The organism is Paenibacillus sp. FSL L8-0435, from assembly GCF_037965655.1.
Classification (GTDB): domain Bacteria; phylum Bacillota; class Bacilli; order Paenibacillales; family Paenibacillaceae; genus Paenibacillus.
The window spans coordinates 5,517,337-5,543,360 of the sequence record NZ_CP150185.1 but is presented as its reverse complement, the minus strand read 5'-3'; the positions used below and the strand labels follow the sequence as shown (position 1 = coordinate 5,543,360).

25 protein-coding genes and 2 other annotated features are annotated in these 26,024 nt (G+C 47.7%); all 25 genes read left to right on the top strand.

Annotation, left to right across the window (positions count from 1 at the left end; translation table 11 throughout):
• Positions 1-41: 41 nt before the first annotated feature.
• The 25 genes from hemB (at position 42) to NST33_RS24565 (ending at position 25,972) form a co-directional block, all read left to right on the top strand.
• The gene (gene hemB, locus NST33_RS24685) at positions 42-1,043 is read left to right on the top strand and encodes a porphobilinogen synthase (protein ID WP_017692601.1); all 1,002 of its coding nucleotides are present in this window, start codon (positions 42-44) and stop codon (positions 1,041-1,043) included.
• A gap of 26 nt (positions 1,044-1,069) precedes the next feature.
• A complete protein-coding gene (gene hemL / locus NST33_RS24680; protein ID WP_221820865.1) occupies positions 1,070-2,374 on the top strand; it encodes a glutamate-1-semialdehyde 2,1-aminomutase in 1,305 nt (434 codons plus the stop codon).
• Positions 2,371-3,279: an RluA family pseudouridine synthase gene (locus NST33_RS24675; protein ID WP_221820864.1), complete on the top strand. Its 909-nt coding sequence runs from the start codon at positions 2,371-2,373 to the stop codon at positions 3,277-3,279. The genes hemL and NST33_RS24675 overlap by 4 nt, the downstream gene beginning before the upstream one ends.
• A 367-nt stretch (positions 3,280-3,646) precedes the next feature.
• On the top strand, positions 3,647-5,230 hold the full coding sequence (locus NST33_RS24670) for a LysM peptidoglycan-binding domain-containing protein (RefSeq protein WP_221820863.1): 1,584 nt from the start codon (positions 3,647-3,649) through the stop codon (positions 5,228-5,230).
• 155 nt (positions 5,231-5,385) lie between these two features.
• Positions 5,386-5,667 (top strand) — a binding site (T-box leader).
• 61 nt (positions 5,668-5,728) lie between these two features.
• Positions 5,729-8,395, top strand: a complete 2,667-nt coding sequence (locus tag NST33_RS24665; RefSeq protein WP_221820862.1) for a valine--tRNA ligase — start codon at positions 5,729-5,731, stop codon at positions 8,393-8,395.
• A 78-nt stretch (positions 8,396-8,473) separates the two neighbouring features.
• Positions 8,474-9,850 carry a folylpolyglutamate synthase/dihydrofolate synthase family protein gene (locus NST33_RS24660; RefSeq protein ID WP_036673600.1) on the top strand — a complete coding sequence of 459 codons (1,377 nt, stop codon included), beginning with the start codon at positions 8,474-8,476 and terminating at the stop codon, positions 9,848-9,850.
• A gap of 56 nt (positions 9,851-9,906) precedes the next feature.
• Positions 9,907-11,226, top strand: coding sequence for a UDP-N-acetylmuramate--L-alanine ligase (gene murC, locus NST33_RS24655; RefSeq protein WP_047841184.1), 1,320 nt, complete (start codon positions 9,907-9,909; stop codon positions 11,224-11,226).
• A gap of 116 nt (positions 11,227-11,342) precedes the next feature.
• On the top strand, positions 11,343-12,572 hold the full coding sequence (locus NST33_RS24650) for an SPOR domain-containing protein (RefSeq protein WP_221820861.1): 1,230 nt from the start codon (positions 11,343-11,345) through the stop codon (positions 12,570-12,572).
• 145 nt (positions 12,573-12,717) lie between these two features.
• Positions 12,718-12,960 carry a DUF4321 domain-containing protein gene (locus tag NST33_RS24645; protein WP_036605903.1) on the top strand — a complete coding sequence of 81 codons (243 nt, stop codon included), beginning with the start codon at positions 12,718-12,720 and terminating at the stop codon, positions 12,958-12,960.
• A gap of 94 nt (positions 12,961-13,054) precedes the next feature.
• Positions 13,055-13,666, top strand: a complete 612-nt coding sequence (locus tag NST33_RS24640; RefSeq protein ID WP_091037560.1) for a Maf family protein — start codon at positions 13,055-13,057, stop codon at positions 13,664-13,666.
• Positions 13,667-13,703: 37 nt separating this feature from the next.
• Entirely contained in the window at positions 13,704-14,393 is a 690-nt protein-coding gene (gene radC / locus NST33_RS24635) for a DNA repair protein RadC (RefSeq protein WP_221820860.1), read from the top strand.
• A gap of 183 nt (positions 14,394-14,576) precedes the next feature.
• On the top strand, positions 14,577-15,611 hold the full coding sequence (locus tag NST33_RS24630) for a rod shape-determining protein (protein WP_017692612.1): 1,035 nt from the start codon (positions 14,577-14,579) through the stop codon (positions 15,609-15,611).
• Positions 15,612-15,796: 185 nt separating this feature from the next.
• On the top strand, positions 15,797-16,669 hold the full coding sequence (mreC, locus tag NST33_RS24625; RefSeq protein WP_221820859.1) for a rod shape-determining protein MreC: 873 nt from the start codon (positions 15,797-15,799) through the stop codon (positions 16,667-16,669).
• Complete coding sequence (gene mreD / locus NST33_RS24620) at positions 16,669-17,202, top strand: rod shape-determining protein MreD (protein WP_036673543.1); 534 nt, start codon at positions 16,669-16,671, stop codon at positions 17,200-17,202. The genes mreC and mreD overlap by 1 nt, the downstream gene beginning before the upstream one ends.
• Positions 17,203-17,276: 74 nt before the next feature.
• Positions 17,277-17,939, top strand: a complete 663-nt coding sequence (gene minC, locus NST33_RS24615) for a septum site-determining protein MinC (protein WP_017692615.1) — start codon at positions 17,277-17,279, stop codon at positions 17,937-17,939.
• Between the two features lie 3 nt (positions 17,940-17,942).
• Positions 17,943-18,737, top strand: coding sequence for a septum site-determining protein MinD (gene minD / locus NST33_RS24610; RefSeq protein ID WP_053783092.1), 795 nt, complete (start codon positions 17,943-17,945; stop codon positions 18,735-18,737).
• 148 nt (positions 18,738-18,885) lie between these two features.
• Positions 18,886-19,734, top strand: coding sequence for a M23 family metallopeptidase (locus NST33_RS24605; RefSeq protein WP_339305471.1), 849 nt, complete (start codon positions 18,886-18,888; stop codon positions 19,732-19,734).
• The gene (locus NST33_RS24600; RefSeq protein ID WP_221820857.1) at positions 19,727-20,587 is read left to right on the top strand and encodes a M50 family metallopeptidase; all 861 of its coding nucleotides are present in this window, start codon (positions 19,727-19,729) and stop codon (positions 20,585-20,587) included. The genes NST33_RS24605 and NST33_RS24600 overlap by 8 nt, the downstream gene beginning before the upstream one ends.
• A gap of 106 nt (positions 20,588-20,693) precedes the next feature.
• Positions 20,694-21,944 carry an Rne/Rng family ribonuclease gene (locus tag NST33_RS24595; protein WP_036605911.1) on the top strand — a complete coding sequence of 417 codons (1,251 nt, stop codon included), beginning with the start codon at positions 20,694-20,696 and terminating at the stop codon, positions 21,942-21,944.
• A 56-nt stretch (positions 21,945-22,000) separates the two neighbouring features.
• Positions 22,001-22,085: a sequence feature (ribosomal protein L21 leader region), on the top strand.
• A 14-nt stretch (positions 22,086-22,099) separates the two neighbouring features.
• Entirely contained in the window at positions 22,100-22,411 is a 312-nt protein-coding gene (gene rplU, locus NST33_RS24590; RefSeq protein WP_017692620.1) for a 50S ribosomal protein L21, read from the top strand.
• Between the two features lie 14 nt (positions 22,412-22,425).
• On the top strand, positions 22,426-22,755 hold the full coding sequence (locus NST33_RS24585) for a ribosomal-processing cysteine protease Prp (protein ID WP_036605912.1): 330 nt from the start codon (positions 22,426-22,428) through the stop codon (positions 22,753-22,755).
• A 23-nt stretch (positions 22,756-22,778) separates the two neighbouring features.
• Complete coding sequence (gene rpmA / locus NST33_RS24580; protein ID WP_017692622.1) at positions 22,779-23,090, top strand: 50S ribosomal protein L27; 312 nt, start codon at positions 22,779-22,781, stop codon at positions 23,088-23,090.
• A 150-nt stretch (positions 23,091-23,240) separates the two neighbouring features.
• Positions 23,241-23,978: a Spo0B domain-containing protein gene (locus NST33_RS24575; protein WP_026081503.1), complete on the top strand. Its 738-nt coding sequence runs from the start codon at positions 23,241-23,243 to the stop codon at positions 23,976-23,978.
• 17 nt (positions 23,979-23,995) lie between these two features.
• Entirely contained in the window at positions 23,996-25,306 is a 1,311-nt protein-coding gene (gene obgE, locus NST33_RS24570; RefSeq protein WP_076216952.1) for a GTPase ObgE, read from the top strand.
• Between the two features lie 228 nt (positions 25,307-25,534).
• Entirely contained in the window at positions 25,535-25,972 is a 438-nt protein-coding gene (locus NST33_RS24565) for an ACT domain-containing protein (RefSeq protein WP_339305467.1), read from the top strand.
• Positions 25,973-26,024 lie beyond the last annotated feature (52 nt).

Here is a 26,024-nt window from a genome sequence, read left to right as displayed (position 1 = left end):
TTTTTGCTCTATTTAACTTTTTTCAAGGAGGTTTTACTCGTATGAGTTTTCCAATTGTACGGCATCGCCGTTTACGCCAATCCACAGGTATTCGTAATATGGTCAGAGAGACCCATCTAACCGTGGATGACTTTATTCAACCGATCTATGTGACGTATGGAGAAAATGTAAAATCCGAAATTAAATCCATGCCTGGCGTGTTCCGCTTCTCGCTGGATCGGCTTCAGGAGGAAGTAACGGAAATTGCCGAGCTGGGAATTCCAGCCGTGTTATTGTTCGGTATTCCGGAGACGAAGGACAGTGTGGGTTCATCTGGCTTCGCTGAAGATGGCATTGTGCAGGAAGCGACAAGATTGATCAAATCCTGGTACCCGGAACTGCTGGTTGTTGCGGATACTTGTCTGTGTGAATTCACGGATCACGGTCACTGCGGTATGGTACACACCGTGGAGATTGACGGCCACATCTGCGGAGATGTATTAAATGATGAATCACTGGATCTGCTCGTGCAAACGGCAGTGTCTCAAGCCAAAGCAGGAGCGGACATTATTGCACCATCCAACATGATGGATGGATTTGTACAAGCGATCCGCGCGGGACTGGATGAGAATGGATTCAGTCATATTCCGATTATGTCTTACTCTGTTAAATATGCATCCGCATTTTATGGTCCATTCCGTGAAGCTGCGGATTCCACACCACAATTCGGAGACCGCAAGTCATATCAGATGGACCCGGCGAACGCGCGTGAAGCCTTGCGTGAAGCAGAGACGGATGTGCTCGAAGGAGCGGACATGTTGATGGTAAAACCATCCCTTTCCTATCTGGATGTTATGCGCACGATTAAGGATCAATTTGATCTTCCGCTTGTTGCCTATAATGTAAGTGGCGAGTATGCCATGGTGAAGGCGGCGGCGATTCAAGGCTGGATCGATGAGAAAAAAGTTGCCATGGAAATCCTGCTCAGCATGAAACGCGCAGGTGCAGATATGATCATTACCTACTACGGAAAAGACGCTTCACGCTGGTTGGCTGAGAAATAAAATAAATGACATTAAGGAGGATAATCATGACTGCACAACAAGGTAATCGTCGCAAGGATGAGCGCTCACGCAGCGCGTTTGAGGAAGCGAAGCAGTACATACCCGGGGGTGTGAACAGCCCTGTACGCGCATTCAAATCGGTGGGACTTACTCCGATCTATGCAGAACGCGGTGAAGGGTCCAAAATCTACGATATTGATGGCAATGTTTTTATTGACTATGTGGGATCGTGGGGCCCACTCATTATGGGACATGCACACCCTGACGTTGTAGAAGCTTTGCGTGAAACAGCTTTGAAAGGAACAAGTTTTGGTGCGCCTACCTTGCTGGAGACCGAGATGGCAAAACTGGTCTGTGAGCGTGTACCTTCTATCGATATTGTACGGATGGTCAATTCTGGTACAGAAGCAACGATGAGTGCCATTCGACTGGCACGCGGGGTAACCGGACGCAGTAAAATTCTGAAGTTTGAAGGATCATATCATGGACATGCGGACAGTTTGCTGATCAAGGCGGGTTCAGGTGTTGCAACACTGGGTCTGCCGGATAGTCCAGGTGTACCTGAAGGTGTAGCTGTGAATACAATTACGGTACCTTATAACGATCTGGAGTCCGTGAAGCTTGCTTTTGAACGTTATGGTGAAGAACTGGCCGCTGTTATAGTGGAACCTGTGGCGGGTAACATGGGGGTTGTACCTCCGGCTTCCGGTTTCCTTGAAGGCCTGCGCAGTTTGACGACCCAATATGGCAGTCTGCTTATTTTTGACGAAGTCATGACCGGCTTCCGCGTAGGGTTGAACTGTGCTCAGGGACGGTATGGGGTTACACCTGACCTTACTTGTCTGGGTAAAGTTATCGGTGGTGGACTCCCCGTTGGTGCCTATGGTGGTCGTCGGGATTTGATGGAACAGATTGCTCCTACAGGACCGATCTATCAGGCGGGTACATTGAGCGGAAATCCGCTGGCTATGGCAGCAGGGTATACCACGCTCAAATTGTTAACACCAGAGGTCTATGATCGTCTGGAGACATTGTCTACACGTTTGCAAGCCGGATTTGAGAAAAATGCAGTGGAGACGGGTATTGCGATAACCATTAACCGTGTCGGTTCCATGGTTTGTCCATTCTTCAGTGCCGTTCCCGTAACCAATTATGATATTGCCAAAGAAAGTAATCTGGATCAATTCCGTCGTTATTTTGCGGCCATGATTGATCAAGGTGTGAGTGTTGCGCCTTCGCAATACGAAGGCATGTTTGTCTCTGGTGTGCACACAGAGCAGGATATTGACGATACGATTGAGGCGAATCGTAAAGCTCTTCAATCGTTATGACCATCAAAAGTTGGAAACGCCGCGGGGAATGGCTTGAGCTGATGCCAGGAAAAGCCGTAACAGGCAGTTCGGACAAACCGATGGCTGCAGAGCAATGGCTATTGTCTGAACTTCAGTTTCCAGAGAAACTGCTTCGTCAGTTAAAAGCAAACCAAGGAATACAACTTGCAGGGGACCGGTTTCGGCTGGCCCTTTTTGCGTCCCAGCCAATCGATGTTGAGCCACGCTGGGCTGATGTGGATGTATTGTATGAGGATGATTTCTGTCTGGTTATGCACAAACCGGCAGGCATGAAACTGCATCCGGATGGAAGCCGTGTTGATCAGGCCATCACGCTGGATCATGTGGTTGCCTCCTATTATGAAATGAACGGAATTCAGGCAAGCGTACGCCATGTTCATCGACTGGATGAGGATACAACCGGACCTGTTCTGTATGCCAAAAATGCTTTTGCCCTCGCCAAATTGGATGAAGCGATGCGTCGCAAAGAGATTGGCCGCCATTATGTAGCCATTGCAGGTGGACAAATCCCCCTTGAACTCCACAAAATTGATGCTCCGATTGGCAAGGACAGACATCACAAACAGCGCAGGCGTGTCTCCGAAGGTGGACAGGAAGCGGTTACTCATGTGGAGATCGTCGAAGTATGGGAACGAGCAACCCTTGTACGATTGAAGCTGGATACAGGACGTACACACCAAATTCGTGTACACCTGAGTTACGCGGGACATCCGCTTATTGGTGATGCGTTGTATGGAGGTAGAGCGGATGCCATTGGGCGACAAGCACTTCACGGAGAGATGCTTAAGTTTAGTCATCCTTTAACCGGAGCGATGATTGAAGTGAACGACCCATGGCCGTCCGATTTCACACAATTGGCAGAGCGTGAGCGTCAAAATTATTAATACACTATATAAGTTCGACTAACTATTTACACGAAAACAGAGAGGACAGAAACAACCAGAAGAAGCAAAGCGTTCGCCTAAAAGCTTTCTGAAAGAAAGCTGCTTCGGAAGCATAAGCTATCCCCGCATTTTCCCTTTGAAGAAGGGAATCAAAAAAATCTGGGGATAACAGTGATCGGAAGGTTATTCTGTCATCGAAGTGGCTAGGTGCAACATTCTCTATTTCGCTTAATATAACAAGGTTTTTCAAAAGGTGGCATGCTCCCCTCATTCAAGGCATATAGATGGGGTAACGAAGGATTTGGACCATGGATCAGTCCCATGAGAAGGATCATGGTGAACATATGCCGAAAGGAGGACGCCACCTTTGTTGAATCAACCTTATGGTTTGCGGTTCGATATTTATGAGCGCGTTCATTTGTCTGAGGGAGTCCCTGCGATTGAGGAATTGGAGGAGATTGAACTATACCCGCGCATTCAAGTCATAGGGCAGGATGATCATGCCACCTTAAGAGGGCATCTTTTACTTACAGGTGCGTACAGAGGAGAAAATGAGGCTTCAGAGGAGCTCAAACATTTCATTCCCGTGGAGATCACAGTGCCGCTGAACCGGGTCAGATCAATTGAGGATATTTCCATCGAGATCGAAAATTTTGACGTGGATCTGTTATCCAATCGCAGTCTGAACATTACAGGCGTATTGTCGCTGCGAGGCATCGAAGGTTTTCCTGTTGAAGAGCCACAAGTGTGGTCAGCAGATGAGTTTACAGTTGTCCACTCACCTGATGCTCAGCAATCCAACCGTTCCGATGAAGCAGCACAGACAGGTAGCGACCCCAACATATTTGCACAGGAGTACCTGCTCCAGCGGAGTGAGGAAGAGAGACTTGCAAATGCAGCAGAACTTGCATATGGTGCTCCTGAATTCGCTGACCTGTCCACAAGGGAAGAGAAATTAGGGAATAGCGAAGAATCGCAGCAGGAATATGCGAATTCGTCATTGGCCGAGCCACTTCAATCCGAGGAGCAAAGTGCGGAGTACGCTAACGAAAACAGACAACCTGATGCAAACGAAGATCCCGCATCTCTGACGGCGAATGCAGATGAATTGGCATCTAATGAGCAATATAGCGAACCTTCTCCGATCTCGTCATTTATGGCTGAGACTGCTGATCGGTTAGCTTCTTACCCTGAGTCGGAACCATTGCTGCCCCTGGAAGACGAGTCTTCGGGTTGGTCCGAGCCTTCCGTGGATGTATTGCCTGCGAACTCGAGAAGTGCAGATCAAGCAGTCTCAGAGCCTACTGCTCAATCATCTAATGAGTTGGCAGCACGGGATGTACCGGACGCACCAGAGGTATGGCACTTCGAATCAGCGAGATCTGTACCTCAGCAGGAGAATCAGGCGGTTGCCGATGTCCCGGGCGAATCACAGGCGGAGAACTGGCAAGGTGTATTTGCTCCGTCCGAACCAGGCAACGCGGAGGAAGACCGGCCGTCTTTTGAAGCGACTGGGGTAGACGAGTTCGTACAGAACGAAGCATTTGTTCCTGAACCTGTGGCTGAGACGGAAGACAAGCCGGAGCTGAAGGTTGCTTTTGGCAGCAAAAAAGAATCCGCACCACGGCAAGAAGAGGGCGTAGGTATCTCTTCCTTGTTATCCTCGGGCAGAGCGGCACGCGATGCTGAAGTGGAGCGAGGTGATGAAGTTCCTGCGGGGGTGGTACAGGAAGAAACATATCCAGCTGATGATGTGGAATGGAAGAACCTGTTCCTGGGAACAATCGTGGACCAGACCCCATTCCGCAAGGTGAAACTGTGCATTGTTCAGCGAGAAGATACACTGGATGCCATTGCAGATCGTTATCAATTGAGCACGAGGGAACTTCAGTTGTATAACCGATTATCTGAGCAGGTTGTGGAAGAAGGTCAGATATTGTACATCCCTTAATCCGCAGTTAAAGCCTTCGTTACGACCCGTGATCCCCTTGAGGATTGCGGGTTTTTGCATGATTCGTCCTAAACCTGCATTCCAGCGCTCTTTATCCGCTGTTGTCAGGTTGACTATCGCGCACGAGCAAGGTATGATGTGTGTAGGTTTTTTGAAGAACAACGTGGAACGGGAGTAGTAGACAGTATGACCTTTCAGAGAGTGGAATTGCAACGCTGTGAGATTCCGCAGGAACCAACTGATCGAAGTCGCCCGGGAGTTGCCTGTTTGAATACAAGGGATGAATGAGATCTATCGTCATTTATTTCTGAGGTAGGATGGGCCGGTAGCAGCCGTTATCTGCTTGAAGTGTCACGTCATGTACAGAGGGTGAAGTCTATCTTGCTGTCGGCGTGAAACAAAGGTGGTACCGCGAAAGCTAACCTTTCGTCCTTTGATGGATGAAAGGTTTTTTTTGTTTTTTTTGGCGAAGATGATGAAGTAACGGAGGAATGACACATGTCTGAGGAAAAAAAATCAGCTGCAACAGAAATGCCGACCACTTACGATCCTAAGGCGGCAGAGGATAAATGGTACGCCACCTGGATGGAGCGTGGATATTTCAAAGCCGGTCAACGTAAAGATGCCGAGCCGTATACAATTGTAATTCCGCCCCCAAATGTGACAGGGATGCTGCACATTGGGCATGCGCTCGATTTTACACTGCAGGATATTCTGATCCGCACCAAACGGATGCAAGGTTATGATGCACTGTGGCTTCCGGGTTCCGACCATGCAGGTATTGCAACCCAAACCAAAGTGGAGCAGAAGCTGCGTGAAGAAGGTCTGACTCGTTATGATCTGGGACGTGAGAAGTTTCTGGAGAAAGTATGGGACTGGAAAGATCAATATGCCACTACCATTCGTCAGCAATGGGGCAAAATGGGATTGTCGCTTGACTACTCACGTGAACGTTTTACGCTGGATGAAGGTCTGTCCCAAGCGGTTCGCAAAGTATTTGTTCAACTGTATGAAAAAGGCCTTATTTACCGAGGGAAACGCATCATTAACTGGGACCCGGTGAACCGGACAGCTCTGTCCGACATTGAGGTTGAATATAAAGAGGTTCAGGGTCACTTGTACCATCTGCGTTACCCACTCAAAGACGGAAGTGGCTACGTTACCGTGGCAACAACGCGTCCTGAAACGATGCTGGGTGATACAGCGGTTGCTGTACATCCGAAGGATGAGCGTTATGCAGATATGATTGGTAAAGTACTTGTACTGCCAATCATTGGACGCGAAATTCCAATTATCGCTGATGATTATGTGGATAAAGAGTTCGGAAGTGGTGCAGTTAAAATCACGCCTGCGCATGATCCGAATGACTTTGAAGTAGGTCTTCGTCATGATCTGCCTCAAATTACTGTAATGGATGAGAGCGGCACAATGAATGCTGAGGCTGGCAAGTATCAGGGACTGGATCGCAGTGACTGCCGCAAGCAGATTGTTGCTGACTTGAAAGAGCAGGGCGTATTGATCAATATTGAGGATCACACGCATCAGGTTGGACACAGTGAACGTACCGGAGCTGTTGTTGAGCCGTATCTCTCTACACAGTGGTTTGTTGAGATGAAGCCACTTGCAGAGAGAGCGATCAAGAAACAACAGAGCGGCGAAGGGGTTAATTTTGTTCCAGACCGTTTTGAGAAAACCTATCTGAACTGGATCGAGAACGTTCGTGACTGGTGTATTTCCCGTCAACTGTGGTGGGGACATCGTATTCCTGCCTGGTATGATGAGGAAACGGGTGAAATCATCGTATCTGCTGAAGATCCAACAACGCTGCCAGAGTATGCTGGACGCAAGCTCAGACAGGATGAAGACGTTCTGGATACATGGTTTAGCTCCGGATTATGGCCTTTCTCCACACTAGGCTGGCCGGAAGATACGGAAGATCTGCAACGTTATTATCCAACAAGTGTACTTGTGACAGGGTATGACATCATATATTTCTGGGTTGCACGTATGATTTTCACTGCATTGGAATTCACTGATGAGATTCCGTTCAAGGATGTACTGATGCATGGTCTTGTTCGTGACGCAGATGGACGCAAAATGTCCAAATCATTGGGCAACGGTGTAGACCCGCTCGATGTGATTGAGAAATACGGCGCAGATGCAATGCGCTACATGATCTCAACCAGCAGCACGCCAGGTCAGGATCTGCGTTTCCGTTGGGAACGGGTGGAGCAGGCTCGTAATTTCGCCAACAAGATCTGGAATGCTTCGCGCTTTGCATTGATGAATCTGGAAGGATTCACCTATGAGGAACGTGACATCAGTGGAGAGCTTGGTACAGCGGATTATTGGATTTTGCACCGTCTGAACGAAACTTCCCGCGATATTACGCGTCTAATCGAAGCGTATGAATTTGGGGAAACGGGTCGTGTGTTGTATAACTTTATCTGGGATGACCTGTGTGACTGGTACATTGAGTTTGCGAAGCTGTCCTTCTATGGGGAAGATCCGGTTGCCAAGAAGAAAACACAATCGGTGCTTGCTTATGTGCTGGATCAGACCATGCGCCTGATTCATCCGTTTATGCCATACATCTCCGAAGAGATCTGGCAGCATCTGCCTCATGAAGGTGAGACGATTACGCTGGCATCATGGCCGGTATATGATCCTGCTCTTGAGAACCCAGAGGCTGTTGCCGAGATGAACCTGCTCATGGATACCATTCGTGCAGTTCGAAACATTCGTGCAGAAGTGAACGTGCCGATGAGCAAAAAGATCGAGTTGATGGTCAAAGCAAACAGTCCTGAGACGTCCAGCATCATTGAGCGTAACAGTCACTACATCAAACGTTTCTGTAATACGTCCGAGTTCGATAGTGGGCTGGATTTAAACTCACCGGACAAGGCAATGACTGCGATCATTACGGGGGCAGAACTATACTTGCCGCTCGCAGGTCTTATTGATATCGAGCAGGAAGTGGCTCGTTTGGAGAAAGAGTTGGAGAACCTTGAGGGCGAAGTTCTCCGTGTAGAGAAAAAGCTGGCGAACGAAGGCTTTGTTGCCAAAGCTCCTGCCAAAGTTATTGAGGAAGAGCGCGCCAAGCAAGCCGATTATTCCGATAAACGGGATAAAGTGATTGCACGAATCAAGGAACTTAAAGGTTAATATATTTGGGTCGGATGGAGAGCCATTATGCCATCCGGCCGCTTTTTTCACTCAAACTCGGGACCGAAGGTGAATCAGATGACGGAATTAGACGGGACAGATGCAGCAGCTCCTTTACTTACGTATAACGAGGCCGTGGACTGGATCAATGGCCTTATTCCTTTTGGCATCCGACCTGGATTGGAACGAATCGAGAGTCTGATGTCCATGTTAGGCAACCCACACCAACGTCTCAAATTTATTCATGTCGCGGGAACGAACGGCAAAGGTTCGACTTGCGCTTTTTTGACGTCAGTGCTTCTTCAGGCTGGATATGATGTGGGTACCTTTACTTCGCCTTATATCACCAAGTTTACAAACCGTTTTCAATACAACGGTGAGGATATTCCTGAAGAAATCCTGCTTAAGCTCTCGAATCGATTACATCCACTGGTCATGGAAATGGCCTCCACTCCGCTTGGATCACCCACGATGTTTGAGGTGTCCACGGCTCTGGCGCTTCTGTACTATGCAGAGGAGTGTTACCCTGACGTTGTGGTATGGGAGACGGGGCTAGGGGGAAGGATGGACGTAACGAATATTGTCGCACCTGTTGTGTCCGTCATCACCAACATTGGTATGGATCATACGGATGTGCTTGGAGATACGATTGAGCAGATTGCTGGAGAAAAGGCAGGTATTATCAAGCCGGGAGTACCCGTTGTGACTTGCGCGACTCAACCCGAAGCTGTGAAGGTGATTCAGGAGAAAGCACAGCAGCTTCAATCAAGCGTGTATTTGGCTGGAGATCAATTCTCTTATCATAGACTGGACAGCAATGAGAACGGACAATCTTTTCATTTTACAGGCCCGTTTCGTGATCTGGACGTTCGCATACGCATGCAGGGCTCACATCAATGTGACAATGCAGCGGCCGCACTTATGGTGCTTGAATTGCTTAGACAATACATGGCATTTATGCTGGATGACAACGATATTGCACTTGGACTGGAGAATGCTTTCTGGGCAGGAAGATTCGAAAAAGTCGTCGATGAACCCCGAATTGTGCTTGATGGAGCACATAATCCGGAAGGGGCAGAGTCACTGGCCAAGAGCATTATGGATGTCTATCCGCACAACAAGTTAATTTTGATGATGGGTATGTTGGCAAATAAGCATCACGAAGCGTATTTGCAGCATATACTGCCACTAGTGGATACGCTGATCCTGACCGAGCCAGATTTCCGACGCAAAATGGATGCAGCCGAATTGCTGCAGATTGTCGAACGGGTACGTCCCGCCATTGCGAAGCAGGAACTGGAAATCATCGTCGAGCCCGAATGGGCAAAGGCACTTGATCTATTGAAGTCACGGACGGAAGCGGAAGATCTGGGGGTGGTCTCCGGCACACTGTACCTGATTGCGGATGTGCGGGCAGCCCTTTTGCATCAAACCGATTCTGAAAAAGGTTGGTGAAAGTTTTGTTAAATACATCGGAACACGTTCATTTTATAGGGATTGGCGGATATGGCATGAGTGCCATCGCAAGAGTTATGTTGGAAATGGGATACACCGTTACCGGATCGGATGTCGCTTCACAGGAGTTGACCGAGAAGTTGGCAGCCAAGGGAGCGAAAATATATATCGGACATACGGCAGAGCACGTCACTGGAGCAGACCTTGTTGTCTACTCTACGGCAGCGCCTGCTGATAATGTGGAACGGGTAGCAGCTGCAGAGCTGAACATTCCGATTCTGCATCGTTCCCAGATGCTTGCACGTTTGTTGAACGAACGTAAAGGTGTGGCTGTAGCTGGGGCTCATGGTAAAACAACCACTTCATCCATGATTGCACTTGTTATGGATAAATGTGATACAGATCCGACATACATTATCGGCGGAGAAATCATGAATGTGGGTACCAACGCGAAGGCTGGTCAAGGCGATTGGGTAGTCGCTGAAGCGGACGAGAGCGATGGTTCGTTTTTGCAGTACCATCCATGGCTCGGTATTGTAACCAATATTGAGGCAGATCATCTGGAGAATTACAACAGTGATTTTGAGGAGCTCAAAAGGGCTTATGTGCAGTTCCTGAGCCAGATTCGTCCGGAAGGAACAGCGATTGTGTGTTCTGACGACGAGAATGTTCAAGCGATTTTGCCAGAACTCAAGTCACGGATTACAACCTATGGTATTGATCGTGCTGCAGATTATACGGCAACGGATATTGTACTGGGTGATCGACGTATCTCCTTTACGATGAATCATCAGGGTGCTGCTATGGGCACGGTGGAATTATCAGTGCCGGGTAAGCATAACGTTTATAATGCGATGGCTACTGTGATTACCTGTCTGGAGGCAGGCATTCCATTTGAGAAGATTGTGGCAGCTATCATCCAGTTCCACGGAGCCAAACGCAGATTCCAGGTATTGGGCGAGGCGCGTGATATGCTGATCATCGATGATTATGCTCATCACCCGACTGAGATTGAAGCTACCATTAGTGCCGCCAAAGCAACGGGCAAACGCATTATTGCAGTATTCCAGCCACAGCGTTATACGCGGACCTTCTTCCTGCTGGATGCGTTCAGTCGTGCTTTCGCGGAAGCGGATGAGGTGCTTATTACGGATATCTATTCTCCTGCGGGCGAAAAACAGATCGAAGGGGTAACCTCAGCCAGACTGGTTGAATTGATCGTTCAAAACAGTAATGCTTCTGCACGTTACCTCCCAACGAAAGAGGAAGTTGTGGCTGATTTGCAGCATCGTCTGCAGCCAGGAGATCTTGTGATTACGATGGGCGCAGGTGATATTTGGAAAGTCGGCGATACACTTGCCAAAGGTTTGAAATAGATCAATTGAGAAATCGCCTGTCTTCGATACGAAGCAGGCGTTTTTTGCGTTATATGGAATGTATTCTCCAGTCTCTGCATATAGCTTATATAAATGGGACAAAGGAGAGGGTACGGGTGAGCAATGCTAGAATGACGTTTCGCTTCGGGGATCATGAGTCGGACAAGCCTGAAAACAAGAGGATATCTGCGTCCAGTCCATTGGTGACGTTAAGTGAAGAATTACCGCATAATCAACCGCTAACGCCTAAGCAGATGGATACAACCCCATCATGGACGCCTGAGGATATCCCCGGAGACTGGGGAGAGACGGTGCTGACAAGCTCTACTGTACCTGAACCTGACGAACGGGTGAGTCATGATTCGAACTTGAACTTGGATGAGGCCCATTATTTTAGGAACCGTTCCAGTTCCGGTTATGTTAATCACACCGATAATCCGGAGGAAGAGCGTCGTGATCTGCCCAATTTCCATGATGATCAAGGCCACGACTGGCTTGCAGATTCGGAGAACTATTCCTATAAACGCAATCGCCCTCCAAGGGGATGGAAAATGATTGGTTCTGTCACTGGGGCACTTGTTACCGGAGCACTTTTTGGCATGGTTATTCTTTCATTTTTTAATAAAGAAGGAGCCGCGAAGCCAGGCGATCTTCTGCCCGTCAATCAGGCAGTTTCTACTGTGACGGGTCAGGAGGGGGCTGCAGGTACAGAACAGCAACTCCAGACAGCGGCGACTGGCAGCACGTATTATGCACTTCAATACGGTGTATTCAGTTCTCCTGAACGTGCTGAGCAGGCCAAGCTTGAGCTCGCTCAGGCAGGGATAGCCGCAGGTTCTGATCCTGAAGATGGCAATCGAGTATATGCAGGCATTTCGGCTGATCGTGAAGAGGCCAAGCTGCTTAGCTCCAGGCTAAAAGCCCAGGGAGTTGAACTGTATGTCAAGGAGATTGTGAACCCTGAGATCAATCCGGCTATATTCGGTGGCAAACAAGAGGATGTGCAGCTTTTCTTCACAAACAGTTCTGCACTGGTGGAACAATTATCTACCTTGTCCATTCAGCAGCTGGGACAGTCTGCTCCGGCAGCAGTCTCTTCAGAAACGATGACCGCGATTCAAAATAAGCACGAGTCATGGCTGACGGGATTGAATAGTCTTACACCTGGCCTGACCGCAGATGTACAACCTATTATTGGTGGAATGGAGAAATCAATGAACAATGCAATTACGGCTATCGCGGAGTACAACAAAAACCCGGATGATGTACACATGTGGTCCGTGCAGTCCGATCTGATGGAATATGTACTGCAGCAGAAAAAATGGCTTGAAGCGATAAAGCAGTAACATGTTCTTTCCCATAACAACGCTTGGAAATACCCATCCGGCAAGGAACTGGAAATAGTTCCCCTTGCCGGATTTGTGTTTGTATTGACGTACAAAACCCCGTATAATAATGTGGGTGTCAAAAAATGGCGAGGGAAGATTACCGATGAAAAAAAACTTCGGCATGTTATTGCTGTTTCTGCTGCTCGGCTGGATGGCCGGAGCGTGGATCGCCAAGGCACTGCAGCCTGTAAAGGCAGTAGCCTTTCTTACGAAAGCCACGACCATACGTTGGTCGCCACAGGCTGATTTGGATATTATCAGTTATAATATTTCACTTCAATTTCAAATGAGCCTTCTGAGTCTGATCGGTATGATTGCCGCTGTGTGGCTGTATCGCAGACTGTAGGAGAATGACGAGTTATGACGAAAAAAATTAAACCAGTGACATCTATTATCGTGATCCCGACAGGATGTTGCCGTGGCATAAGGAGCCGTTCATTTTGGATAACACACAACAGCGCCCTATTATTCTGGCCTCCACATCGCCTCGGCGCAAAGAACTGATCGCATCACTCCACCTAGCGTTTGATGTAATACCAAGTCATGCCAATGAAGATACACCACCAGAGTGGACACCTGAACAGACGGTACAGGAACTTGCTTTGCGCAAGGCGCTTGCCGTGTATCGCGGGCTTGAAGGCCGCGAGCAGGAAGCCATTATTGTTGGTAGTGACACCGTTGTTGTTCTGGATGGTGAGATTCTAGGCAAACCTGTAGACGAAGCGGATGCTGAACGTATGTTATCCCGGCTGCAGGGCCGCGTACATCGGGTGTTTACGGGCGTCGCTTGTATTGATGCGGGCAATGGACAGTCGTTAGTTCATTACCGCCAGACCGATGTAACGATGAAAGAGCTGTCGGATGCTACTATCCGTGCTTATGTGCAGACAGGTGAGCCTTCAGATAAGGCAGGATCATATGCCATTCAGGGCATTGGTGCTTCACTGATCGATCGCATTGAAGGATGTTATTTTAATGTGGTTGGCTTGCCGCTATCTTTGCTAAGTGATATGTTGGACGGGTTCGGCGTACATGTGTTGCCACGAACATGAATGAAGCCAAATGTTGTGAAATGAAAAGAGGGAACATATGGAGTCGCCTCAATACATGATGCGCGACATCCCCCAGGAAGAACGCCCGAGAGAACGCATGATGGAATACGGGGCGGGCGCCTTAAGCCATGCTGAATTGCTGGCAATTTTACTTCGAACAGGCACAAGACAGGAATCCGCGGTGCATATGGCACAGCGGATTCTGGCCGAAGCGGGTGGCATTCGCTCGTTGATGGATTTGAGTCTGGAAGAACTGACCGCGATGAAAGGGATCGGAAATGCCAAGGCTGTGCAATTGAAAGCTGGCATTGAGCTGGGTCATCGGATTGCCAAGAGCAGACTCATACAGTCGACTTCAATTCGTACACCGCGTGATGCAGCTGATATCCTGATCGAACAATTGCGTTACTTGCAAAAAGAACATTTTGTGTGTCTCTTTCTGAATAGCAAAAATCATATTATTGCCCAGGAAACACTCTCCATGGGCAGCCTTAACGCTTCGATTGTACATCCACGTGAAGTGTTCCGGGCTGCCATCAAATGCAGCAGCGCATCGATTGTGTGCGCACACAACCATCCGAGTGGTGATCCTACGCCCAGTCCGGAGGATATCCAAATAACCAAGAGACTGATTGAAGCAGGCGCTATTGTTGGTATTGACGTGCTTGATCATATTATTATCGGAGATGGAATGTACGTAAGTTTGAAGGAGAAGGGCTTAGTATAATATAATGGTTGGCGTTGATGTTTTCCTATGAATGTTAACGGCGTTGTCCGTAAAAGATAGGTTCACTTTACAAATGCAAAAAAACAAATGCGAATATTAGCTCCACGTATTGCGTGGGAATAAAATTATTACGCTCTGGATCAGAATGGAGCGGCTATATGAGGCAGAAAAGGAGATTATGTTATGTTTGGTGGTTTTACGAAAGATTTGGGTATTGACTTGGGGACAGCAAATACGTTGGTTTATGTACGAGGAAAAGGAATTGTGGTGCGAGAACCTTCGGTTGTCGCTATACGGACAGATACAAATAGCATCGAGGCAGTAGGTGAAGCCGCCAAAAAAATGATTGGACGTACACCAGGTAACATTCGTGCCATTCGTCCAATGAAAGATGGCGTTATTGCCGATTTCGATACAACAGCAACGATGATCAAATATTTCATCCGTGAGGCGCAGAAACAACGCTCTATGTTCCAGCGTCATCCAAACGTGATGGTATGTGTACCATCCGGGATCACAGCAGTAGAACAACGTGCGGTTGAAGATGCAACCAAACAGGCTGGAGCACGTGAAGCCTATACGATTGAAGAGCCTTTTGCAGCTGCAATCGGTGCAGATCTGCCTGTATGGGAACCAACGGGTAGTATGGTTGTCGATATTGGTGGCGGTACAACGGAAGTGGCTGTTATCTCTCTTGGTGGTATTGTAACGAGCCGTTCGGTTCGTGTAGCAGGTGACGAGATGGATGAATCCGTTATCCAGTACATCAAACGCCAATACAATCTGATGATCGGTGAGCGTACATCGGAGCAATTGAAGATGGACATCGGATCAGCTATGCCATTGGAACAAGTAGAAACGATGGAAATTCGTGGACGTGACCTTGTAACAGGTCTGCCGAAGACCATTACGATTACTTCGGACGAGATCAGTGAAGCGCTGGCTGATACGGTGAATGCAATTGTTGAAGCGGTAAAAGTAACACTGGAAAAATGCCCGCCTGAACTTGCTGCCGATATCATGGATCGGGGTATTGTTCTTACAGGTGGTGGGGCGTTGCTTCGCAACCTGGACAAGCTTCTCGCTGGTGAGACAGGAATGCCTGTCATTGTGGCTGAGAACCCGCTGGATTGTGTAGCCATCGGAACAGGTAAAGCGCTAGAGAATATTCATTTGTTCAAAAGCAGAAGCAGTTCGGCAGTTCGTTCCAAACGTTAATTGGTATTTGCCTAACTTGGCATAGCGACCAAGTGGCAAGATATCTTTATAGAGGACCCGGTTAACCCCGGGGATGAGCTATTACCCGCTTAACAGGGGAGGATCGGCTGATATTCTCGCAGGGACTACAGGTCTGACAGTCTCCCCGCCGGGCATGGCTCGGAAGAGAATATGGATGTTAGAGGGTGTTCGAACTGTTTAAACTGCTAGGCAACAAAAGACTTTTTGTTTTGCTGGTGGGCCTTGTTACATTTATCGCGTTAATGGGCTTTACGCTCAGTCCGCGAACCACTCTATCCTGGCCGGAGAAATTCCTGAAGGATTCAGTTGGATTTGTACAATACGTATTTTACAAGCCCGCTTCCTATGTAGCGGGCTTTTTCAAAGATGTAGCGAACATGCGTACGGTATATGAAGAGAATGAAGAGCTCCGCATCGCGATGGGTCACTATACCCGAGATCGGCTGAAGTATAATGATATGGAGCAAGTGAATGAGCAACTTCAGAAAGCGCTCAATTTCACAGAAGAACAGAAGAATCGCTATAATTACGGTTCACGAATTGCTCAGGTTATCAGTGCCAATTCGGATCCAAACAGCAGAACCATCAACATTGATATCGGTGAAAATGCGGGAATCAAGCCGGGGATGGCCGTTACCTCCCAGGAAGGGCTGGTCGGTGTGATCAGTCATGTTAGCTCTTATACATCAACGGTTAATCTGTTGACATCCATGGATGCCAATGACCCAACATCCAATGCCATTGCAGCAACGGCAGTAGGTAAAGAGAAAGTGTTTGGTATGATTGAGAGTTACGATCCGAAGACGGGCATGCTCAAGATGACCAAAATCTCAGAGGATTCAAACATCAAAAAGGGTGATGAGATCATCTCTTCGGGGATCATCAATAACTTTCCCAAGTATATGCGGATTGGTGAAGTGAAAAAGGTTGAAGTTGGGGAGTACGGTTTAACGCGGACTGCGATTATCAAACCATACGCAAGCTTCCTTGATTGGAAAGAGCTGATTGTCATTATTCCGCCTGAGGTAAAAGAATAATGGTAACACGTAAGCAAGTTTTGTTCCTGTTACTATTCCTTTTGTTCATTGCGGAAGGCACAATTTTGCCGCTGCTCATCCCTTCTGGCTGGCAGATGCGTATTTCTGCCAATCTGGTCTATATCGTAATTTTGTTTATCGCTGTATATCATCATCGTCACACGGCACTAGTACTCGGTATATTTTTTGGACTATTGCATGACGTTGTATTCTACGGCGAGATGATTGGACCTTATGGATTCTCGATGGGATTATCGGCATATATGATGGGACTCATTTTTCAAGCACCACGTGCACCACTGCCGGTTATGGTATCGGTTGTCATTTTGGGAAGTCTGCTTAATGACACCATGCTATTTTTCCTGTATAAGCTCTTCCAACTTAACCACGTGACCTTTGACTGGGCGTTGATTGAATACATGATTCCTAATTTGTTCATTCATTTTGTGTTTGCCTTGATCATTTATGTCCCGCTTCGGAAACAACTGGAGCGGATCGGCAAGAGACGGAGCAAGACAGAAGAAGCTTCCTAAATACATTTATGGAGCGCAAAGCAGGAACTTGGGGCCCCGGGCACGAAATGTAATGAGATGGGAGGGACAGGCTTATGACGGTAAAATCGAATCACGTAACGATTAAAGGCATCCGAGACGGCCTGGTTTTCCTGTTGGACGATCAATGTGAATTCGAGGAATTGCTCTATGAGCTCCGCTATAAGCTGGAACACAGCCATCAAAATATTTTGACCGGACCGATTGTTCATGTGGATATCAAGTTGGGTGCCCGCGAAGTGACAGAGGACCAGAAAGAAGCAATCCTCGATATATTGAAGCAAAAAGGGAATTTGCTTATTCGATCCATCGACTCACCTGCACTCCAACCGGAGGTTAAAGGACCGCCACCGATTGTAACCATGTGTGGTATGGTGCGTTCAGGTCAGGTGCTTCATCATGAAGGAAATCTCCTGTTTCTTGGGGATATCAATCCGGGGGGCACAGTGACGTGTACCGGAGATATATATGTGTTGGGTTCACTCAGAGGTATGGCTCATGCCGGAATTGGCGGGGACGAGGAAGCGATCATTGCCGCTTCGGTATTTGCACCGACGCAGCTACGGATTGCGGATATCATCAGTCGTCCTCCCGATGAATGGGAGAGCCGAGAGACCGGAATGGAATTTGCTTACTTACAGGACAATCAGATGCAGATAGACAAAATGAGCAATATCGTTCGGTTACGCCGAGATTTTAATGTGTTTAAAGGAGTGTAGCTCATGGGAGAGGCGATCGTGATCACTTCGGGTAAAGGCGGCGTGGGTAAAACAACCACCTCGGCAAACATCGGGACAGCGCTGGCGCTGCTCGGCAAAAAGGTTTGTCTGGTAGATACCGATATCGGCCTTCGTAATTTGGATGTCGTGATGGGACTCGAAAACCGTATTATTTACGATCTGTGCGACGTTGCAGACGGCCGCTGCCGTCTGAATCAGGCTTTGGTCAAAGACAAGCGTTTCGAAGAATTATACATGTTGCCTGCTGCGCAGACGAGAGACAAAAACTCAGTGTCGCCAGAACAGGTCAAGGATATTATCCTTGAATTGAAAAAAGATTTTGAATACGTCATTATTGATTGCCCAGCCGGCATAGAGCAGGGTTTCAAAAATGCGGTAGCAGGAGCAGATCAGGCCATCGTGGTCACTACACCGGAAAATGCTGCAGTACGTGATGCGGATCGTGTCATCGGCCTGCTGGAGAGTTCGCACATTCAATCACCAAAGCTGGTGGTGAATCGAATCCGCAATAATATGGTTAAATCGGGTGACATGTTAGATATCGATGGTATTTTACAAGTACTTAATATTGACCTGATCGGCATTGTGCCTGATGATGAACTGGTCATCAAAGCGGCCAATTCAGGAGAACCTACGGTCATGAATCCGGATTCACTTGCGGCGATTGCGTATCGAAATATCGCACGACGCATTCTGGGAGATACGGTCCCATTAATGCAGCTGGAGCAGAAAAAGGGAGCTTTCACTCGTTTCAAAAAGTTCTTCGGAATGGGTTAACTCGTTAAACGAACTTATTCATTAAGCAATTACATGACAGCCGTGGCTCATAGCCCGGCTTTTTTTGTTACCTGCTGGCAGGCTTGTTCATATTATCAAGCGCCTCTTCATAGGATGTAGTAAACAAGCCTCGGCGGGAGGACATTTCATGAACACGAAACTCAGAATCAAGCAGAGACGAGAAGAACGCATCCGGCGATTGATGGATGGTGCCACTGTGGAGGTCTTACAGGAGCAAAAAGTAGGTTCACTTTTGGACAAGAATGAGATCATTCACCCAAAACCATTTACGCCTAGTGAGGGGATACAGGAAAGAGATCCGGAATGGTTGTGGAAAAAAGAGAATGGTCATTTTGTTCCAGGGGGGCATTCGAGATTCAACCTGTTCAAGTCACTTCTCAAACGGACGGTCATTAGCGCTTTGATATTTGGCGGAGTATGGGGTCTGTTTCAGTTGGATACATCGTGGACGACATCAACCAAAACAGTAATTGCGGATGCACTCCATCGAGATATGGATTTTGCCTCAGCAGCGGCTTGGTATGAACGGCATTTTGGAGGAACGCCTTCGTTTCTTCCAGTCCTCGGACATACGACGGATGCTGTCAATGGTTCAGGCATTCGGCAGTTACTGGGCAAACCGATCTCAGGCACAGTGGTTCAGCCATTCGCGCTGAGCATGAAGGGAATTGAGATCGTTCCGGATGCCGCAGGTGCAGAACTTATACAGGTCGCAAGTTCTGATGCAGGGCGTGTCATGGAGGTTATCGGCGATGCAGCAAGTGGATTCACAGTTGTCATCCAGCATACAGGCAATGTCACGGCAATATACGGTCGTCTGAACGAAAGTGAAGTGAGCGTGAATGACTGGGTGGAAGCAGGGAATCCGGTGGGGAGTCTCAAGGCTACGGGTGGTGAACAACCGGCCACGCTCTATTTTGCAGTCAAAGAGGGGGAGGAGTACGTAGACCCAGCGGAAGTTGTTGCCCTTGATTAGGGTGTGGGGAGTCCGCATTACGTTTCATCCGTTTTTTGTAATTATTATGATGGCCTCCCTTCTGACTGGACATTTCATTGAACTTATTACGTTGTTTGCCATCGTATTCATTCATGAATGTGGACATGCTGCGGCTGCTGCCCTTCTGGGCTATCGTGTTTTGTCAATCCAGATGCTCCCTTTTGGAGGAGTAGCGGTTATCGAAGATGGAGGTACAATCACGGCCTACCGGGAAATCATGATTGCTCTGGCTGGTCCATTACAAAACATCCTGATGGTTGGCGTGGTTATGCTGTTGCAGTATGGCAATCTGGGCGATCCGGTATTTCTCAACTATATCATTCAGGGGAACCTGCTCATTGCTCTCTTTAATCTGCTGCCTGTACTTCCTCTGGACGGAGGTAAAATTGTTCAGGCACTTGTCAGTCTGTGGGCACCCTACTATACAACATTAATGTGGACTTACAGAATTAGCATTCTGTGTAGCGTAGGGGTTATTTTATATGCTATCAGCCGATGGTTTACTGGCGACTACGGCCTACCGCTCAACATTCTGTTAATCGGCCTTTTTTTGTTCTATTCCAACGTAACGGATTACCGAAATGTGCCCTATCGCTTCATCCGTTTTCTCATGAATCGGGAAGGCGCGTTTGCTCGTCACGCGGCTACTGGCAGTTTGGCGCAGCCAATAATCTCATTTCCGGCGAAACCTTTGGACACTATTTTGCGTCTATTAAAGAGAGAAAGATACCATATGGTATACGTGATGAACAGACAGGGGCGAATTATGGCCGTCTTGCCTGAGCAACGGATAATCGGTTCCTATTTTCAACAAAATGGTGATAAATTGTAGTGTTCTGGTGGACCTGTTCTGAAATGGGTTAATATATGTACAATGAGAATTGAAAAGATACTGAAATGGATGTGGATGATTTGAATTGTCTTCTAGAGGTGAAGCCATGAAACAAATGATAGTACATAATGAACATAACCTCATGCAAATGGCGCTTCTGGAAGAAGGCAAAGCTGTGGAATTTACGGCAGAGCGTACACGTGATCGTGGACTGCTGGGTTCCTTTTTCAAGGGACGGGTCGTGAATGTGTTACCAGGTATGCAGGCTGCTTTTGTGGATATTGGTCAGAAAAAAAATGCGTTTCTCTATGTGGACGATGTGTTGCATCCCCATCTGGAGAAACAGCCCAAGGTGAAGCCTTCCATCTCGGAGTTGCTTCGCCCGGGTCAGGAAGTCATTGTTCAGGTTCTGAAAGAACCGGTAGGAGGCAAGGGAGCCCGGGTGACGACTCATTATTCACTCCCGGGCCGTTGGCTTGTCTACATGCCTGTTGCTGACTATGTAGCGGTATCCAAGAAAATTGCCCGTGAAGGGGATCGTTCCCGTCTTAAGGCACTTGGGGAGCAACTGAGGCGGGATGAAGAAGGACTTATTATTCGGACCGTATCTGGAGAAGAGCAGCATGAAGCCATTAAGTCGGACTTGGAAACATTACGCGCGCAGTGGTATCTGATTCGTGAAAAAGCGGACAGTTTGCCTTCACCAAGCCTCTTGCATCGGGATCATAGCATGGTACAGCGAATCATCAGAGATGTGTATACGCCAGGGAGTGACGAAGTCATCACTGATAGTGAAGGACAAGCCCGTGAGGTAAAAGCATTGCTCGAAGAGATTAGTCCTGGTCACCAACCCAAAGTACAGGTGTATCGGGGAACAGAATCCATCTTTGCTGCCTATGGTGTGCAGGAACAGTTGAATAAGGATTTTGCCCGGAAAGTGTGGTTGCCCGGAGGCGGATACATTGTCATAGATCATACCGAAGCTCTGACGGTAGTGGATGTGAACACAGGCAAATATACGGGAGCTGGCGGTGACAGTCTGGAAGAGACCGTGACAGAGACCAACATACAGGCAGCAGTGGAGATTGCCCGTCTGATGCGCCTGCGGGATATTGGTGGCATGATTATTGTCGACTTCATTGATATGGAGGAAGCCTCGAATCGGCATGAAGTCGCGGCAACTTTGGAGGGCGAGCTCAAGAAGGATCGGACCAAAGCGTTTGTAATGGGTTGGACCAAGCTGGGTTTGCTCGAACTTACCCGTAAGAAAGTGCGGGAAGAAAGTACGCTGCCCTATGTGGAGCCATGTTCTTCCTGCCATGGTACGGGAAAAAGATATATTTCACCTTTGCATTGATTTTTGATATTTTGCGTGATATAATCTTCAAGTATGTGTTTAGCCTAATGGTCTTGCACATGCTGTAACCGCACTGGCCGGGTATAAGAACAGTTCCGCAAGGACACTGTCACCTGAGAACGGGCGAGTCTGAGACATGAGGAGGTGCAAGGCAAATGTACGCAATTATTGAAACAGGCGGCAAACAGTACAAAGTCCAAGAGGGCGATGTTCTGTTCATCGAGAAATTGACTGCGAACGATGGCGAAAGCGTAACGTTCGACCGTGTCCTGGCTGTATCTAACGATCAAGGTTTGACAGCAGGTACACCATTGATTTCCGGAGCTACTGTAACGGCTAAAGTGGAGAAACATGGCAAAGGACAAAAGGTTATCGTATACAAATACAAACCTAAAAAGAACTACCATGTGAAGCAAGGTCACCGTCAACCGTACACTAAAGTAACTATCGAAACAATCAAAGCGTAAAGAAGGTGCGATAAGTGATTATCGTTCAAATCTTTCGTGATGAGGACGGGAACATCGAGCGTTTTTCCATTGAAGGGCATGCTAACTTTGCCAAGCGGGGAGAAGACATCGTATGTGCCGGGGTATCCGCTGTTACAGTGGGTACGGTGAACTCGATTGAAACATTGACCGGTGTCGAAATGGATGCCAAGATGAAGAATGGCTTTTTAAGCGGTTCTTTACCTTTGTTAGAGAGAGGGGAAACCTGGTCCCAGGTACAATTGTTACTCGAATCCATGGTGGTTATGCTCTCTAATATTGCAGAGTCATACGGGAAGTATATTAAAATACAGCAATTCAAATAAGCAAAGAAGGAGGACAACCAATCATGTTGAAATTAAATCTTCAGTTATTCGCATCGAAAAAAGGTGTAGGTTCCACGAAGAACGGACGTGACAGTAATGCTCAACGTCTGGGTGTTAAACGTGCTGATGGTCAAACTGTAACTGGTGGTAGCATTCTCGTTCGCCAACGCGGAACGAAAATTCACCCAGGAACTAACGTTGGCATCGGTAAAGATGACACTTTGTTCGCGAAAATCGACGGCGTTGTAAAATTCGAACGTTGGGGACGCGATCGCAAAAAAGTAAGCATCTATCCTGTTAATGTTGCTCCTGTAGCAGCAGCAGTAGAAGCGTAATATCGGCATTCCGCCTAAGGAGCCTTCGGCATTTTTGCCGAAGGTTTTTTGTATTCAACGGTTATTCGATAATGAACTGGCAGAAAAGACATGTTATACTTGGTTACGGTGGGTGTAGACCAACCGAGTTTTGTAGAACGGGGAGAAGCCATGAAATCTTGGAAAAGAGTGCCGTGGATTGCGGCATGTTCACTTCTGATTCCTTTGGTTTTCGTTATGTTGTATCCGGCGATGATCTCAAGCGTCGTGTGCGCATTGTGGTCCGTCGCAGTATTGCTCATTTCTGTGAATGCGATGAAGAAACAGGCCGAGGCGGAACGCAGAGCCATCATACAATCCATGGAAAAAACAGCAATTGCTTCATTAAATCATCATCGACACGACTGGATGAACGACCTTCAGGTGTTATATGGATATCTTCGGCTGGGCAAACTTGATAAATCCTTGCAATGTGTGGAAAGAATAAAAGAGCGGGTTACAGAAGAAAGTCGAATCTCCAGATTAGGCATTCCTTCCCTCGTATTTTATCTTCAGTCTTTTCGGGCCAGTGGAATCGCGCTGGAATTGCATGTGGAAATAGAAGATGAGTTGCAGCTTAGTGCTCTGGTCTCTCCCGAGGATGGCGAGTCACTTACCGGGGCCATTGCAGATGCAATCAGGGCCTATCAATATGGCGGCGGCCGGTCTTCTTGGGGAGAGGTTCGCAAACTGACCTTGAACTTCGGACAGGATCATGGAGATGTGGTTGTCCGACTGGACGGGGATCAAACACCCGATCCGGAAACACTGCGGCAGCTTACTGCCGTGCTCAAAGGAAAAAAAGTCAGAACGGAGCAGTTTCCGTCTGAGGATACGTTTATACAATTCAGAATGCCGTGTGGAATATAGGAAGAAGGGGTTAACCAATGTTTGTAGATAAAGCGAAGATTTATGTAAAAGCCGGAGACGGAGGGGACGGAATTATTTCTTTCCGTCGTGAGAAGTATGTACCAAACGGCGGACCTGCCGGGGGCGATGGAGGCAGAGGAGCTGACATCATTTTCCGCGTGGATGAAGGTTTGCGTACGTTGATGGATTTCCGTTACCAGCGTCACTTCAAGGCCCCACGTGGTGAGAAGGGACGTAATAAAAGTCAGCATGGTGCAAACGCGGAGAATATGATTGTGCGCATTCCACCAGGAACTATCATCTTGGATGAAGACAGTGGAGAAGTACTGGCGGATATGACACGTCACGGTCAACAGGTTGTTATTGCTCGTGGTGGTCGGGGCGGACGGGGTAACATCCGATTTGCTACACCGAACAATCCTGCACCTGAACTTGCTGAGAACGGTGAAGAAGGACAAGAGCGTTACATCGTACTCGAACTGAAAGTTATGGCAGATGTTGGTCTGGTTGGTTTCCCGAGTGTCGGGAAATCCACATTGCTTTCTGTCGTTTCGTCAGCCAAGCCAAAGATCGGGGCATACCATTTCACAACCATTACACCGAATCTGGGTGTAGTCGGTGTAGGAGAAGGCCGAAGCTTTGTTATGGCCGATTTGCCTGGACTGATTGAAGGTGCACATGAAGGAGTCGGACTGGGGCATGAGTTCCTGCGTCATGTTGAGCGTACTCGTATTATTGTTCATGTCGTAGATATGTCGGGTTCAGAAGGACGCGATCCTTTTGAAGACTGGCAGAAAATCAATGACGAATTGAAGTTATACAATCCGCTTCTCGCCGAGAGAACGCAAATTGTAGCAGCTAACAAGATGGATATGCCAGACTCTGAAGCGAACCTGGAGCAATTTTTACAGCAAGTTCGCGAAGTTCAACCTGATATTGAAGTGATGCCAATTTCATCCTTGACCCGGAAAGGTATTCAAGAACTTCTGTATCGTGCAGCTGATCTGCTGGATCAGGTTCCAGACGAGCGAGTGGTTGAAGAGGTAGCAGATGTATCTGAACGTAAAGTATACAGTCTGGACAAAAAAGAAGACGATGGTTTCAAAATTGTGCGTGAGAACGAAATGTTCGTTGTCGAAAGTGCCAAGATTGACCGCATGATGAAACGGATGCAACTGAACTCGCATGAAGCTATACTGAAACTCGCACGTACACTTCGTTATATGGGTGTGGACGCTGAGTTGCGTAAGCGCGGAGCTGTAGAAGGCACCATCGTGCGTATTGGAGACTTTGAATTCGAATTCGTGGAAGGCAGCAGTTACTATTAAGTAGCTGTCTTCCGTGGAGAGACAGATCGATATAGGAACGCAGAGAAGTGGGAAGTTGACCCGCAACTCTGCGTTTTTTTGTTTTTTCCTGACATGGGAGAGGGATAAACTTGTATACTGTGAGGAACGTATTTCAAAAAATAGGCGTGTCATGTATTGCCCTTTTGTCATAGATCCTATATAATGTCCACTATATGAATACATGAGTCTTTGAGGAGAGGACGTTCTGTGAACGAACGCTATTACTTAGTACGGGAAGATATTTTACCAGAGGCAGTGGTGAAGACCATACAGGTAAAAGAACTACTGGCTTCTGGCGATGTTAAAACAGTGCATGAGGCGGTTGAACAGGTCGGATTAAGCCGGAGTGCCTTTTACAAGTACAAGGATGGAATACATCTGATCAACCAGCTTGAGCGCGAGAGAATTGTAACGATCTCCATTGACTTGGAGCATCAGTCGGGTATCTTGTCTCGTGTGCTTGGACATGTAGCTGGTTATGGAGCTAATGTACTCACGATTAATCAGAGTATCCCGCTTCAGGGAAGAGCCAATGTTGTCATTTCAGTGGAAACGACACATCTTCATGGTGAAATTGGTGAAATGCTGGATCGAATGCAAGATATGCCTGGAGTAAGACGCACACGTATAGTAGGCCAAGGGTAATTAGGCTTTAATAACATACAGGACTGACAGACAAGAATAGACATTAGGGGGT

Coding starts and splice junctions, on each gene's coding strand:
- rplU (WP_017692620.1), top strand. CDS start 22,100: ATGTACGCAATTATTGAAACAGGCGGCAAACAGTACAAAGTCCAAGAG.
- NST33_RS24665 (WP_221820862.1), top strand. CDS start 5,729: ATGTCTGAGGAAAAAAAATCAGCTGCAACAGAAATGCCGACCACTTAC.
- NST33_RS24630 (WP_017692612.1), top strand. CDS start 14,577: ATGTTTGGTGGTTTTACGAAAGATTTGGGTATTGACTTGGGGACAGCA.
- mreD (WP_036673543.1), top strand. CDS start 16,669: ATGGTAACACGTAAGCAAGTTTTGTTCCTGTTACTATTCCTTTTGTTC.
- NST33_RS24575 (WP_026081503.1), top strand. CDS start 23,241: ATGAAATCTTGGAAAAGAGTGCCGTGGATTGCGGCATGTTCACTTCTG.
- minC (WP_017692615.1), top strand. CDS start 17,277: ATGACGGTAAAATCGAATCACGTAACGATTAAAGGCATCCGAGACGGC.
- NST33_RS24595 (WP_036605911.1), top strand. CDS start 20,694: ATGAAACAAATGATAGTACATAATGAACATAACCTCATGCAAATGGCG.
- rpmA (WP_017692622.1), top strand. CDS start 22,779: ATGTTGAAATTAAATCTTCAGTTATTCGCATCGAAAAAAGGTGTAGGT.
- obgE (WP_076216952.1), top strand. CDS start 23,996: ATGTTTGTAGATAAAGCGAAGATTTATGTAAAAGCCGGAGACGGAGGG.
- hemL (WP_221820865.1), top strand. CDS start 1,070: ATGACTGCACAACAAGGTAATCGTCGCAAGGATGAGCGCTCACGCAGC.
- minD (WP_053783092.1), top strand. CDS start 17,943: ATGGGAGAGGCGATCGTGATCACTTCGGGTAAAGGCGGCGTGGGTAAA.
- murC (WP_047841184.1), top strand. CDS start 9,907: ATGAGTGCCATCGCAAGAGTTATGTTGGAAATGGGATACACCGTTACC.
- NST33_RS24645 (WP_036605903.1), top strand. CDS start 12,718: ATGAAAAAAAACTTCGGCATGTTATTGCTGTTTCTGCTGCTCGGCTGG.
- NST33_RS24675 (WP_221820864.1), top strand. CDS start 2,371: ATGACCATCAAAAGTTGGAAACGCCGCGGGGAATGGCTTGAGCTGATG.
- radC (WP_221820860.1), top strand. CDS start 13,704: ATGGAGTCGCCTCAATACATGATGCGCGACATCCCCCAGGAAGAACGC.
- NST33_RS24660 (WP_036673600.1), top strand. CDS start 8,474: ATGACGGAATTAGACGGGACAGATGCAGCAGCTCCTTTACTTACGTAT.
- NST33_RS24605 (WP_339305471.1), top strand. CDS start 18,886: ATGAACACGAAACTCAGAATCAAGCAGAGACGAGAAGAACGCATCCGG.
- hemB (WP_017692601.1), top strand. CDS start 42: ATGAGTTTTCCAATTGTACGGCATCGCCGTTTACGCCAATCCACAGGT.